At 75.7% G+C, this 13,323-nt stretch carries 10 protein-coding genes; 4 read left to right on the top strand and 6 right to left on the bottom strand.

Translation table 11 applies throughout. The features are described from left to right. Positions 1-176: 176 nt before the first annotated feature. From D459_RS0123685 to acs, 6 genes are all read right to left on the bottom strand, one after another. Positions 177-665, bottom strand: coding sequence for a SixA phosphatase family protein (locus D459_RS0123685; RefSeq protein WP_017595488.1), 489 nt, complete (start codon positions 663-665; stop codon positions 177-179). A 237-nt stretch (positions 666-902) separates the two neighbouring features. After that, positions 903-3,317 (bottom strand): sodium-translocating pyrophosphatase, encoded by a 2,415-nt coding sequence (locus tag D459_RS32560; RefSeq protein WP_017595487.1) that lies wholly within the window; start codon positions 3,315-3,317, stop codon positions 903-905. Between the two features lie 664 nt (positions 3,318-3,981). Next, the gene (locus tag D459_RS0123670; protein WP_051065527.1) at positions 3,982-4,497 is read right to left on the bottom strand and encodes a DUF309 domain-containing protein; all 516 of its coding nucleotides are present in this window, start codon (positions 4,495-4,497) and stop codon (positions 3,982-3,984) included. After that, positions 4,497-5,450 (bottom strand): alpha/beta fold hydrolase, encoded by a 954-nt coding sequence (locus D459_RS32555; RefSeq protein ID WP_017595485.1) that lies wholly within the window; start codon positions 5,448-5,450, stop codon positions 4,497-4,499. Before D459_RS32555 ends, D459_RS0123670 begins: the two co-directional genes overlap by 1 nt. Before the next feature lie 25 nt (positions 5,451-5,475). After that, the gene (locus D459_RS0123660; protein WP_017595484.1) at positions 5,476-5,916 is read right to left on the bottom strand and encodes a phage holin family protein; all 441 of its coding nucleotides are present in this window, start codon (positions 5,914-5,916) and stop codon (positions 5,476-5,478) included. A gap of 164 nt (positions 5,917-6,080) precedes the next feature. Then, a complete protein-coding gene (gene acs / locus D459_RS0123655; protein ID WP_026120701.1) occupies positions 6,081-8,054 on the bottom strand; it encodes an acetate--CoA ligase in 1,974 nt (657 codons plus the stop codon). A 168-nt stretch (positions 8,055-8,222) separates the two neighbouring features. Here acs and D459_RS0123650 point away from each other — a divergent pair, with 168 nt between their 5' ends. The 4 genes from D459_RS0123650 to D459_RS0123635 all read left to right on the top strand — a co-directional run bounded on the left by D459_RS0123650 (position 8,223) and on the right by D459_RS0123635 (position 13,235). Continuing rightward, the gene (locus tag D459_RS0123650; RefSeq protein ID WP_017595482.1) at positions 8,223-9,023 is read left to right on the top strand and encodes a Fic family protein; all 801 of its coding nucleotides are present in this window, start codon (positions 8,223-8,225) and stop codon (positions 9,021-9,023) included. Between the two features lie 741 nt (positions 9,024-9,764). Continuing rightward, positions 9,765-10,850, top strand: a complete 1,086-nt coding sequence (ssd, locus tag D459_RS0123645; RefSeq protein ID WP_017595481.1) for a septum site-determining protein Ssd — start codon at positions 9,765-9,767, stop codon at positions 10,848-10,850. A 469-nt stretch (positions 10,851-11,319) separates the two neighbouring features. Next, positions 11,320-12,498, top strand: a complete 1,179-nt coding sequence (locus D459_RS0123640; RefSeq protein WP_026120700.1) for a TadA family conjugal transfer-associated ATPase — start codon at positions 11,320-11,322, stop codon at positions 12,496-12,498. Continuing rightward, positions 12,495-13,235: a type II secretion system F family protein gene (locus tag D459_RS0123635; RefSeq protein ID WP_017595479.1), complete on the top strand. Its 741-nt coding sequence runs from the start codon at positions 12,495-12,497 to the stop codon at positions 13,233-13,235. The genes D459_RS0123640 and D459_RS0123635 overlap by 4 nt, the downstream gene beginning before the upstream one ends. Positions 13,236-13,323 lie beyond the last annotated feature (88 nt).

Raw genomic sequence — 13,323 nt, 5'->3', positions numbered from 1 at the left:
CCCCGCCCACCCTCTTCAGCTCCGCTGATCGGGTGTTCGTTCCGGCCTCAGAAGACCGCCGCCCGGGCCCGGGATCGTTGACCCCGCTCCAGGCGACTCGGACGACTATAGCCGCAAGGTGAACCCCTGACAAACCAGCGCCGGACGGCGCCGGACGGCGCCTTCGGCCCCCGGCGTCAGCCCTCCAGCAGGTACCCGCTGCCGGTTCCCGGGGCCGCGTAGAGCCAGTCGACCTCCAGGGAGACGACCGCCACCGACGCCGGCGGGAAGGAGACGAAGGTTCCCCCGTCGACGAACGCGGAGGCGAGCTGGGCCACCGCGGGGTTGTGTCCGACCAGGAGCAGGGTGCCCACTTCCCGGGGGACGGCGTTGACGAGGTCGAAGAGGGTGTCCACGTCCGCGGCGTAGGCGGCGTCCTCGTATTCGGCCTCGAAGCCGGGGGCCGGCCCGTCGGGCATCTCCCCCAGGGCGAGTTCCAGGGTCTCCCGGGTGCGCGCCGCGGTCGAGCAGATCGCCAGGTCCGGGAGGAGGCCGGCCTCGGCCAGCCGCAGTCCCACCGCGCGCGCCTGGGCGCGGCCCTTCCCGGTGAGGCGGCGCGCGTGGTCGTCGCCCCCGGTGCCGTGCTCCGCCTTCGCGTGGCGGAGGATCACCAGGCGCCCGCTCACGGCGACAGCACCGTGGCGATGATCGCGAGCACCGCCATCATGCCCAGCATGATCCCGAGGACCACGACCAGGCCTTTCATTCCGGACACGTCGGCTCTTCCCTTCCCTGCGGCTCCGCGGCGCTCCTGAGAACCGCGCCGCACCACCAGCCTATGGACATCATGCGGGAGGGGCCGCCCGGATCCTCTGTTCCGGGCGGCCCCTCCGCCGCTTCGCCGCTTCGCCGCAGGGCGGTCCTCAGTCCTTGGACCCGCCCTCGGAGACCGGCGCCTCGTCCTCGCTCGACGGGCGGGCGGACGCGGAGCCGTTGTGCTGCGCCGCGCCGACCGCGTCGCGCTCCTCGTCCTTGCCGCCGTCCGCGGCCGGCTCCTCCACCGGGGCGGAGGCCTCGGAGGAGCCGACGGCGGGGCTCTCCTCCCGGGCGGCGGGGACCGACGGGGCCGCGGCCTCGTCGCCGCCGCGCCGCTTGGACCAGAGCACCGCGCCGACGATCAGGGCGACCGCGACCGCGGTGACGCCGACCCGCAGGGCGGTGTTGTCGGCGTAGAGCACCACGCTCGGCGCGATGATCAGCGCCACCAGGTTCATCACCTTCAGCAGCGGGTTGATCGCCGGGCCGGCGGTGTCCTTGAACGGGTCGCCGACGGTGTCGCCGATGACGGTGGCCTCGTGCGCCTCGGAGCCCTTGCCGCCGTGGTGGCCGTCCTCGACCAGCTTCTTGGCGTTGTCCCAGGCGCCGCCGGAGTTGGCCAGGAAGACGGCCATCAGGGTGCCCGCGGCGATCGCGCCGCCGAGGAACGCGCCGAGCGGCGCGTAGCCGAGGGCGAAGCCGACCGCGATCGGGGTGAGCACCGCGAGCAGGCCCGGGGTGACCAGCTCGCGCAGCGAGTCCCGGGTGCAGATGTCGACCACCCGGGCGTACTCCGGCTTCTCCGTGCCGTCCATGATCCCGGGGCGGGTGCGGAACTGCTCGCGCACCTCGCGGACCACGCGGCCGGCGGCCCGGCCGACGGCCATGATCGCCACGCCGGAGAACATGAAGACGACGGCGGCGCCGATGATCACGCCGACCAGCACGTTGGGCTGGTCGATGGAGAGGCTGAAGGTGCCCGCGGCATCGCCGAGCGCGCCCTCCACCGAGGTGCGGAAGGCGCCGAACAGCGCGGTCGCGGCGAGCACCGCGGTCGCGATGGCGATGCCCTTGGTGATCGCCTTGGTGGTGTTGCCGACCGCGTCCAGGCTGGTGAGCGCGTCGGCGCCGCTGCCCTCCACGTCGCCGGACATCTCCGCGATGCCCTGGGCGTTGTCCGAGACCGGCCCGAAGGTGTCCATCGCGACGATGACGCCGACCGTGGTCAGCAGGCCGGTGCCGGCCAGCGCCACCGCGAACAGGCTGACCGTGATGGAGACGCCGCCGATGACGAAGGCCGCGTACACCGCGCCGGCGATGAGCAGCGCGGAGTAGACCGCCGACTCCAGGCCGACCGAGATGCCGGAGAGGATGACGGTGGCCGCGCCGGTCTGCGAGCTCTCCCCGATCTCCCGCACCGGGCGCATCGTGGTCTCGGTGAAGTAGCCGGTGAGCAGCTGGATGGCGGCGGCCAGCAGCAGCCCGACCAGGACCGCGCCGATCGCGATGATCCGGGGGTCGCCCTCCAGCGCGGCGATCTCCTCGCCGACCCCGGTGAGCTCGGAGAAGGAGGAGGGCAGGTAGGCGAAGGCGGTCCCGGTCACCAGCAGGGCCGAGATGACCGCGGAGATGAAGAAGCCGCGGTTGATCGCCGCCATCGCGTTCTTGTCCCGGGCCCGCGGGGCGACCACGAAGATGCCGATCATCGCGGTGATGACGCCGATCATCGGCACCAGCAGCGGGAAGACCAGGCCCTCCACGCCGAAGGCGACCCGGCCCAGGATGAGCGAGGCCACCAGCACCACGGCGTAGGACTCGAAGAGGTCGGCGGCCATGCCCGCGCAGTCGCCGACGTTGTCGCCCACGTTGTCGGCGATGGTGGCGGCGTTGCGCGGGTCGTCCTCCGGGATGCCCTGCTCGACCTTGCCGACCAGGTCGGCGCCGACGTCGGCGGCCTTGGTGAAGATGCCGCCGCCGACCCGCATGAACATGGCGAGCAGTGCGGCGCCGAAGCCGAAGCCCTCCAGCACGATGGGGGCGTCGCCGCGGTAGACCAGCACGACGATGGCCGCGCCCAGCAGGCCGAGGCCGACGGTGAACATGCCGGCCACGCCGCCGGTGCGGAAGGCGATCCGCATGGCGCGGTGCTCGCCGGCCTGGCCGCCCTCCCGGGCCGCGGCGGCGACCCGGACGTTGCCCCGCACCGCCAGCCACATTCCGATGAATCCGGTCAGTGCGGAGAAGACCGCGCCGACCGCGAAGAAGAGCGACCGCCCGTACCGGACCGCTTCGCTGTCCGCGGGGAGCAGCAGAAGGAGCAGCGGAATGACGACGACGAAAACGATCAGGGTGCGGAACTGGCGTTTGAGATACGCCCCCGCACCCTCTTGAACGGCGAGCGCGATGTTCTGCATCCGCTCCGTTCCCTGGCCGGCGGAGAGAACTTCACGCACCAGGGCGCCGGCGACGGCGAGCGCGAGCAGCGCCACCGCCAGGACCACCACGACGAGCGTGAAATTCATGCCGTCCAAGGCGAGAGCCGGGCCGTTGTCAACGGCGAGGCTGCTGAGCCCAGACAATCCGTCCTCCTACGAGACGGGCACGTTCCGGCCCCGCGAGGGCGCGCCGCCACCCGGAACGGGCCCGTGGGAGCGGCCCGACGGCGCACGAAGCAGGGTCATGCGGGTGCCACCACCATTTACAGCTTTTTCCGGTCACCGATTCCGCTGTTTTCAACGGGCACGATGTTCCGGGATTCTACGCATCGGAGGGTTGAAATGTGAGGGCCGGGTCCAGAGTTACCGCGTCCACGCGGAATATGTGACCCGCCGGTGATCTTCCAGGTAGGATATTTACCTATATAGGCGACGTCATTCCCTATTCAACGCGCCTGGAAACCTCTGACATGAAATGCGGAGGAAATTCCCAAAGCCCCATTCAACGGGCAGAGGCCCCATCCGTCCCGTTGTTCCCCCGCGCCGCACGGCCCCCGGCGGCACCGCCGGCGCTCCCGCGCACGGCTCCCGAACGCAGCAAACCGGACCGCGGCGCGCGGCGCCACCGATTCGCCCGATGTGTGGCCCAGCACACCCCGCCGTCCGCCCCTCCGCGCTGATCTCGGCGCCGTCGCCGTCTCGAAGCCGGTCGAGACCGCGGCGACGCCGGGATCAACGGGGGGAGGCGGGGTCAGCGGCGGAGCCGCAGGCCGGCCGGGTCCACCGGGGCGTCCGCCCCGGCCTCCACCGCGTCGGCGACCGTGCGCGCGAAGGCCGCGGCGCCCGCCGCGTCGACGCCGGACGGGGCGCCGGGGGCGAACGGCTCCACCGCGCCGGCGCCGCGGCGCAGCAGCCGCGCCGCCCCGACCCGGTTGCCGCGCTGGGCGTGGGTCAGCCCCACGGCGATCTGCGCCAGGCCGCGCCAGAGCTCGCGCTCGGGCCCCTCGACGCCCTTCCACACCGCTTCCAGGACCTCGTGGGCGTGGAAGGCGTACCCCTCGTCCAGCAGGCGCTGCGCCTCGTCCAGCCCTTCCTCCGGGGCGAAGACCGCGTCGTCGGGAACCCGCGGCACCCCGGGCGAGCCGTAGGGCAGCGGCCGGCCGTAGCGGTCCCGGGGGCGCTGGTTCTGCGCCCTCCCGTCGGCGTTGCGATCGCGTGCGCCCGGCTGCCCGTTCACGGCCCCTCCTCGGCTCTCCGCCCCCTGCATCACCGATTCTGCCCGGTCCGCTCCGGGCCCCAGTCGTCGGGTTCGGTGTCGCCCAGCCAGCCGAGCAGCGCGGCGTCGAACGCCTCCGGCCGCTCCTGGTGCGGGAAGTGCCCGGCGCCCCGGATCAGCCGCCACCGGTAGGGGGCGTCCACGTGCCGCCCGGAGCCGCGCGCCGCCCGCGGGAGCAGGAACGGGTCGCGCTCGCCGTGCACCTGGAGCACCGGGACGCCGATGGGGGCGCGCATCCGGCGCATGTAGCGGTGGCCGTCCGGCCGCGCCTGGGAGCGGAACAGCCAGCGGTGGTACTCCAGCGAGCAGTGCGCCGCGCCGGGGACGCCGAACGCCGCCCGGCAGTGCCGCTCGGTCTCGGGGTCCGGCCAGCCCGGCCGGGACCAGGAGCGGAGCAGCGCCCCGACGCGGGCGGCGCCGTCCGCGGCGAGCAGCCGCTCCGGCGCCATCGGCGCCTGGTGGGCGAGGAGGCCGCGCGCCGCCCAGGCCTGGGCGGGGGAGGTGAGCACGGCCCGGCGGAGCCGGACCGGGTGCGGGGCGGAGACCACCGCGAGGCGCCGCATCACCCAGGGGAAGTAGCCGGCCATGGTCCAGGCGATCAGCCCGCCGGTTCCGTGCCCGACCACGGCGGCGTCGGCCGCGCCGAGCGCGCGGACCAGCCCGGCGGCGTCGGAGGCCGCGGTGATCAGGTCGTAGCCGCGCGGCGGCTTGTCGCTGGCGCCGATGCCGCGCAGGTCGGCGGCGACGGCCCGGTAGCCGGCCTCGGCGAGCGAGGCGAGCTGGCCGTGCCAGGTCCACCAGAACTGCGGGAAGCCGTGCAGCAGCAGCACGAGCGGGCCGTCGCCGGCCTCGGCGACGTGGAACCGGGTTCCGGCGGCGCTCACCGTGCGGTGCTTCCACGGCCCGTCGATGAGGACCGCCGATTCGTCGGTCGGGTCGGCCATGGGCGCGGGCGGGCTCCGGGCCCGGTCAGCGCTGGGAGGCCGGGCGGTCCCGGTCGAACAGCGCCGCGGTGTCGGCCATCGTGGCGCCGAACCCTTCGAGCCCGCGGATCTTCCGCAGGTGGAGCACGCCGATGCCGATCAGGATCGCCGCGACGACGAGGTAGATCACCGTGACGATGAGGAAGGACAGCGTGGCGGAGAGGCCGACCACCTCGTAGAAGAGGAAGCCCAGGGTGATCGAGCCGAGGACCAGGACCAGGTGGAGGAAGACGGCCGCGGCGACGAACAGCCCCGAGCCCTTGCCGACCTGCTTGGCGTCCCGGGCCAGTTCGAGCTTGGCCATCTCCAGTTCGAGCCGGACGAGCTTGGACATGCCGCCGCTCGCCTCGGAGACCAGCTGCCCGATGGACAGCTCCGCGGCGTCGTACTCGTCGGCCGGCCGGCCCTCCGACGGGTTGTCGGGCATCGCGGTCGCTCCCTTCCTTCCGCCGAACGTCCCCCGCATCTTTCCACATCCCCTGCCCCAGGGGTTCTCTGCGGCACACCCTTCACGGGCCCCGCGCCCCGGGCCGGGGTGCGCGGCGGGCCCCGGGAAGCCGTCCCCGGGGCCCGCCGCGCGCCGGTGGGGCGCTACTCGTCGTCACCGCCGGCCGAGCCGAACGCGTCCCTGATCGTCTTCATGGATCCGGCGTCGGTGAGCGTGGAGACGTCGCCCAGCTCCCGGTTCTCCGCGACGTCGCGGAGGAGGCGGCGCATGATCTTGCCGGACCGGGTCTTGGGCAGCTCCGGGACGACCATGATCTTGCGCGGCTTGGCGATCGGGCCGAGCGAGGAGGCGACGTGGTCGCGGAGCTCCTTGAGCAGGGCCTCGCCGCCGTCGCCGGCCTCGCCGCGCAGGATCACGAAGGAGACGATGGCCTGGCCGGAGACCGGGTCCTTGGCGCCCACCACGGCGGCCTCGGCGACCGCGGAGTGCGAGACCAGGGCCGACTCCACCTCGGTGGTGGAGATGTTGTGCCCGGAGACGAGCATGACGTCGTCGACCCGGCCGAGCAGCCAGAGGTCGCCGTCCTCGTCCTTCTTGGCGCCGTCGCCGGGGAAGTAGAGGCCGTCGAACCGGGACCAGTAGGTGTCCTTGTACCGCTCCGGGTCGCCCCAGATGCCGCGGAGCATGGACGGCCACGGCTCGCGGACGACGATGTAGCCGCCCTCGCCGTCGCCGACCGGTTCGCCCTTCTCGTCGACGACGTCCACCGCCAGGCCGGGCAGCGGGCGCATGGCGGCGCCGGGCTTGCCCTCGGTGACCCCGGGCAGCGGGCTGACCATGATCGCCCCGGTCTCGGTCTGCCACCAGGTGTCCACCACCGGGGTGCGGTCGCCGCCGATGTGCTTGCGGTACCAGACGTAGGCCTCGGGGTTGATCGGTTCGCCGACCGAGCCGAGGATGCGCAGGCTGGACATGTCGAACCGGGCCGGGATCTCCGCGCCCCACTTCATGAAGGTGCGGATCGCGGTGGGCGCCATGTAGGCGATGGTCACCCTGTACTTCTCGACGATCTCCCAGAACCGGCCCTTGTGCGGGGTGTCCGGGGTGCCCTCGTACATGACCGAGGTCGCGCCGTTGGAGAGCGGCCCGTAGACGATGTAGGAGTGCCCGGTCACCCAGCCGATGTCGGCCGCGGTCCAGAACACGTCGGTCTCCGGCTTGATGTCGAAGACCGCCCAGTGCGTGTAGGAGACCTGGGTGAGGTAGCCGCCGGTGGTGTGCAGGATGCCCTTGGGCTTGGCGGTGGTGCCGCTGGTGTACATGATGTACAGCGGGTGCTCGGCGTCATGGCCCTCGGCGGCGTGCTCGGTGCTCTGCCGGTCGACGATGTCGTGCCACCACACGTCGCGGCCCTCGGTCCAGTCGACCTCCTGGCCGGTGCGCCGGACCACCAGCACGTGCTCGACCGCGGGGCGCTCGGCGACCGCCTGGTCGACCGCGGGCTTGAGCGAGCTGGGCGCGCCGCGCCGGTACCCGCCGTCGGCCGTGACGACGACCTTGGCCGCGCTGTCGTCGAGCCGAGTGCCCAGTGCGTCCACCGAGAAGCCGCCGAAGACCACCATGTGCACGGCGCCGATGCGGGCGCAGGCCAGCATCGCGACGACCGTCTCCGGGATCATCGGCATGTAGATGGCGACCCGGTCGCCCTTGGTCACGCCCAGTTCGAGCAGGGCGTTGGCGGCCTGGCAGACCATGTCCTTGAGCTGGGCGTAGGTGATGGTGCGGGTGTCGCCCGGCTCGCCCTCCCAGTGGTAGGCGACGCGGTCGCCCAGGCCCGCCTCGACGTGCCGGTCCAGGCAGTTGACCGCGACGTTGATCTCGCCGCCGGTGAACCACTTGGCGAAGGGGGGCTGCCAGTCCAGGACGGTGTCCCAGGGCTTCTCCCAGCGCAGCCGGCCGGCCTGCTCCGCCCAGAAGGCGGTGCGGTCTGCGGCGGCGGTCTCGTAGGCGTCGGCCTTCACGTTGGCCGCTGCGGCGAGGTCTGCGGGCGGAGGAAAGCGACGCGACTCGTGAAGCAGATTGGACAGGGCCTCTTGCCCCTGCGAAGTCTCAGCCACCGGTGCACAGCTCCTTTAAGCGTCTCGAAGGCCGTTGCCGACGTATGTACTGAATCACGTGGCGGGGCCCACTCCATCAACCGGGTGGCCGGTGCGACAAGTGCCCGCAGGTGCGAAAACGCCCGGGCGGGGGTTACTCGCGCGTAGCCTTCACGTAGGGTTGGGGCCGTGAACGCGGTGACAGCAGATCCGCTGCAGCGGATCGCGGAACTTCCCGGTGTCGGCGAGGCGGTCGAGGAGACCCGGACCGTCGTCGACCGGCTCCTCGGCCATCGGGTGCTGCGGCGGCGCAGCGCCGACGTCTCCCTTGAGTCCGCGCTGCGCGGCGCGCACGCGTCGGCGGTGCTGGACGGCTCCCGGGCCGAGCTGGAGGAGGTCCGCTCCGGCGCCGCGGACGACCCGCTGATCAAGGGCGCGCTGCGGGTCTCCGGCGAGCTCGGCCAGCTGGTGGACGTCTGGCGGAAGGCGCCCCGGCAGGTGCTGGCCCGGCTGCACACGCTGGCCGCCGCGGACGGGGTCGGCGCCGACGCGCTCGGCCGGCCGCGCGCCGCCGGGGAGCCGGCGCAGGACCCGCTCGGCCTCGGCGAGCCCCCGTCCCCCGGGGCGGTGGCCGCGCGCCTGGACGGCCTGGACGGGCTGCTGGACGCGCACGCATCGGTGCCCGCGCTGGTGGTGTCGGCGGTCGTGCACGGCGAGCTGCTGGCGCTGCGCCCGTTCGGCTGGGGCGACGGGCTGGTGGCGCGGGCCGCCGGGCGGCTGACCCTGATCGACCGCGGGCTGGACCCGAAGTCGCTGGTCCCGCCGGAGCTGGGCCACCGGCAGCGGCGCGAGGAGTACGCCGAGGCGCTGCGCGGGTACACCACCGGCACCCCGGAGGGGGTCGCCGCCTGGGTGGTGCACTGCTGCACCGCGGTCGCCGACGGCGCCCGGGACTCCCTGGCCACCTGCGAGGCGCTCAAGCGCGGCTAGGCGCGCCGCCCCGGTGCGCCGTTCACGCGGCCGATCGGCGGTCGCCCTCCCGGTGCGGCGGCGGTCGATGCGGACCGGGCGCCGGCCGCGCTCCGCCCCCTGTTCCGGGATCGGCGGGTACGGGCGGGCCCGGTGGGGAAGCGGGGAAGGGCTGCCGCCCCCGCACCGGCGCAGGTCTCGGTTGGGTCACATCCCGAACACGGCGAACGGCGCTCCCCGCATCCGCCACGGGTGCGGACGGAGCGCCGCCGCGAGCACGTCGCCCCGGGCTATCAAGCGTGCTCCATACCTGGTCCGACCAGGAGCGACCTGGTCTGGACGGGCCTTCCGCGGCCTGAGTGACGCGTGGGTACCCGGTTGCCGTGCCCAGTGGGTCCTCACCCACCTCCTGTCTTCTTTTGTACGCCTGATCAGGCACTTTGGAAAGAGGGGCGGAGTCTCCGTTCCCCTCCTCCGCTCGCCGCCCGCGTGGTAACGTTGCGTATCGGATTTGTTACCTCGACCGAGCGCCTGCGCCGCTCGCGGGCGTCCCCTCTCCTCTTCTGCCCGTGACCGGCCGCCCTGTGCGCCGACCGACCCGGACCTCTCCTGGAACGGAGCCGGCTCTACCCCCCCGGAGCCGGACCGCGGACGGCCCCCGCCCTCCCCCCGGCGGGGGCCGTCCTTGTCCACAGCCCCGTTCGTCCACAGGGCCCCGATCGCCTCTTTCCGGTCCGCGGCCCCCTGGGCGATGGTCGGGCCATGAACGACGCACCTCCCGCCCGCCCCCTGCTCGCCACCGCCGACCCCGATCTCCTGGACGACCTGCTCCGGCTGGCCGCCGCCGCGTCCGTGGAGGTCTCCGTCGCGGACTCCGCCGCCCTGGCCGGGCGGGACTGGGGCCGCGCCCCGCTGGCCGTGGTCGGCGGCGACCTGCTGGCCGGCCTCGCCGAGCTGGAACCGGACCGGCACCCCAACGCGGTCGTCGCGCTGCGCGGGGAGCCGGACGGCACCGGCCCGCCCGCCGAGGCCGACGCGCTGCGCATCGGCGCCCGGGCCCTGCTCCGGCTGCCCGAGGACGAGGAGCGGCTGGCCGGCCTGCTGGCCGATTCCGCGCAGCACCGCGCCGGGCCGTGCGCGGTCCTCGCCGTGCTGGGCGGCCGCGGCGGCGCCGGGGCCAGCGTGCTCTCGGTCGCGCTCGCCCTGGCCGGGGTGCGCGCCGGGCTGCGCACCGCGCTGCTGGACGCCGACCCGCTGGGCGGCGGGCTGGACCTGCTCTGCGGCGGGGACTCCCTGGGCGGCACCCGGTGGGACGCCCTCGTCCCGCGCGAGGGCCGGATGAGCTGGGACGCACTGCGCGGTGTGCTGCCGTCGGTGCGCGGCTGCCCGCTGGTCACCTGGCCGCGCGGGCCGGCCGCGGAGGTCCCGCCGGCCGCGCTGCGCGCGGTGCTGGGGGCCGCGGCGCTCGGCTGCGACCTGGTCCTGCTGGACCTGCCCCGCTCCCTGGGCCCGTGCGCGGAGGAGGCGCTGCGCCGCTGCACCGCCGCCCTGCTGGTGGTGCCGGCCGACTTCCTGGCGGTCATGGCCGCCTACCGGGCGGTGCCGGCGCTGCGCGCCCTGGCCGCCGCCCCTTTCCTGGTCACCCGGGGTGCGGACGCCTCGCTGCCCGGGGCGGCGGTCGCGTCCGCGCTGGAGCTGCCGCTCCTCGGCGACGTTCCCGACGACCCCCGGCTGGGCCGCGCCCTGGACCGGGGCGACCTGCCCGGGGCGCGGCCGTCGTCGGTACTGGCCCGCGCCGCCGACCGCCTGCTGGCGGCGGCCCGCACCGGGGAGGCGGCCCGATGCTGACCCCGGTGCACGGCCCCCTGCGGTGCATGGGGGCCGGTGGCCCCGCGTCCGCCCAGGGGCGCGGGCGGCCCGTCCACGTGTCCGTCCGGCATGGCGTCCCCCGGCCGCAGAACCGGCGGCCAGGACCCGGGAGACCCTCTGCCGCCCGGGCCCGCGAGCGGCGCCTCCGTACGCCTCCCGGCAGGGAAGGCCGGCGGTCGGAGACCGGAGGCCCCTCGGCGCCCCAGGGCATCGGGCGGTGCCCCGGCGCCCGGCTGCGGGCCCGGTGCAAGGGGGCCGGTTCGCGTCCGCGAGGGTGGGGCGTCCGTGCATCGGTGTACCGGGGGCGCCGTGCCGGAGCGCCGCCTTGGCGGGCGGGGCGCCGGCCGGTGGCCGGTCCGCTCTCCGGTCCTGCCGGTGCGGCGCCCGCTCCTCGGGCGGGGCGGCGCCGGGGCGGCCGTCCGGCCCGTCCCCGGGAAGGCGGTGGCCGGTGAACGCGCCGCGACCGGGGCCCGGGCTGGTGGAGGCGGTCCGTACCCGGTTGGCCCGCGACGGGGTGGAGCCCAGTCCGGCCCGGGTGGCCGCGGCGCTGCGCGCCGAGGGCGGGGTGCTCGGCGACGCCGAGGTGCTGGAGGTGGTCCGGGCGCTCCGTGCCGAGCTGTCCGGCGCCGGGCCGCTGGAGCCCCTGCTGGACGACCCGGAGGTCACCGACATCCTGGTGAACGGCCCGGAGGAGGTGTGGATCGACGGCGCCGGCGGGCTCCGCCCGGCCGGGGTCCGCTTCTCCGGCGAGGAGGCGGTGCGCGGGCTGGCCCGGCGGCTGGCCGCGCAGGCCGGGCGGCGGCTGGACGCCTCCGCCCCCTGGTGCGACGCCCGGCTGCCGTCCGGTGCCCGGTTCCACGCGGTGCTCCCGCCGATCGCCCCGGAGGGGGCGTGCCTGTCGCTGCGCATCCCGCCGCGGCACGGCTTCGGCCTGGCGGAGCTGAGCGCGCGCGGGGCGCTGCCGCCGGCCGCGTCCCGGCTGCTGGCCGCGCTGGTCCGGTCCCGGGCCGCCCTGCTCCTCACCGGCGGCACCGGGAGCGGGAAGACGACCCTGCTCTCCGCCCTGCTGTCGCTGGCCGACCCGGGCGAGCGCCTGGTGCTGGTGGAGGACTCCTCCGAGCTCCGCCCGGACCACCCGCACGTCGTCCGGCTGCAGGCCCGCCCGGCCAACATCGAGGGCACCGGCGAGGTCACCCTGGACCAGCTGGTCCGCCAAGCGCTGCGGATGCGCCCGGACCGGCTGGTGGTCGGCGAGGTGCGCGGCCCGGAGGTGGTGTCGCTGCTGGCCGCCATGAACACGGGCCATGAAGGGGGCGCGGGGACTCTGCATGCCAACGCCGCCGCGGAGCTGCCCGCCCGGATCGAGGCGCTGGCCTGCGCGGCCGGGCTGGGGCGGGAGGCCGCGCACGGCCAGCTGTGCGCGACGCGGGCGGTGGCGGTGCACATGGTGCGCGGTCCGGACGGGCGGCGGGCGCCGTCCGAGGTCTGCGTGCTGCGCCGGGGCCCCGACGGCCTGGCCGCGGCGGTGCCGGCGGTCCGCTTCGACGCCGCCGGCGGGTGGGCCGAGGGGGAGGGCCACCCCGACCTGGCGGCCCGGGTGGGCACCGGGTGGAGGGAGGACCGGTGAGCGGGTGGTGGCCGCTGGCGTCGGGGCTGCTCGGCCTGGTCGCGCTGGCCTTCCTGCCGCCCCGGGGGCTGCTCCGGTTGCGGGCCGCGGTGCGGCGGCCGGCCCGGCGCCGGGCCGGCGTCCTGGCGTCCGCGGCCGCCCGGGCGCGGGCCCGGGCGGCCGCGGCGACCGGCCGTTCCCGGGTCCGGGGGCGGCGGGCGACGGTGGCGCTGTGCCGGGTGTTCGCCGCGGAGCTGCGCTCCGGACGCCCGCCGGGGCCCGCGCTGGCGTCGGCCGCCGGGGAGGCCGAGGCGGTCGGCGCCGCGGGGATGGCCGCGGTCGCCGCGGCTGGCCGGGGCGGTGCCGACCCCGGTGGCGCGCTGCGCCGGGCCGCTGCCGCCCCCGGGTGCGCCGGGATGGCGCGGCTGGCCGTCTGCTGGGCGGTGGCGGCCCGGTCCGGCGCCGGCCTCGCCGGCGTCGCCGAGCGCCTGGCCGCCGCCCTCGACCTGGAGGAGGGCCGGCGCCGGGAGCTCTCCGCCCAGCTGGCCGGCCCGCGCACCACCGCGCTGCTGCTGGCGGTGCTGCCCGCGGCGGGCCTGGGGATGGCCGGCGCGATGGGCGGCGGCCCGGTGGCGTTCCTGTTCACCACCCCCGCGGGCCTGGGCTGCCTGGCCGCCGGGGCGGCCCTGGACGCCGCCGGCCTCTACTGGGTGCACCGCATGGTGCGCCGCTCCCTGGACGAAGGCGGCCTCCGGTGAGCCCGCCGCCGGGGCGCCGGGGGCGGCCGGCCTGCGCTCCGCCGCCGGGACGCCCCCAGGGCCCGGGAGGCGGTGCCGGTGGTGTGCG

Origin of the sequence: Nocardiopsis potens DSM 45234 (genome assembly GCF_000341105.1) — a bacterium.
Taxonomy (GTDB): domain Bacteria; phylum Actinomycetota; class Actinomycetes; order Streptosporangiales; family Streptosporangiaceae; genus Nocardiopsis_A; species Nocardiopsis_A potens.
This window is presented reverse-complemented; position numbering and strand designations above follow the sequence as displayed.

What these genes read in the sequence shown, in the direction of transcription:
- D459_RS32560 (WP_017595487.1), bottom strand. Translation starts at nt 3,317, where the DNA reads ATGAATTTCACGCTCGTCGTGGTGGTCCTGGCGGTGGCGCTGCTCGCG.
- D459_RS0123670 (WP_051065527.1), bottom strand. Translation starts at nt 4,497, where the DNA reads ATGCAGGGGGCGGAGAGCCGAGGAGGGGCCGTGAACGGGCAGCCGGGC.
- D459_RS32555 (WP_017595485.1), bottom strand. Translation starts at nt 5,450, where the DNA reads ATGGCCGACCCGACCGACGAATCGGCGGTCCTCATCGACGGGCCGTGG.
- D459_RS0123660 (WP_017595484.1), bottom strand. Translation starts at nt 5,916, where the DNA reads ATGCCCGACAACCCGTCGGAGGGCCGGCCGGCCGACGAGTACGACGCC.
- ssd (WP_017595481.1), top strand. Translation starts at nt 9,765, where the DNA reads ATGAACGACGCACCTCCCGCCCGCCCCCTGCTCGCCACCGCCGACCCC.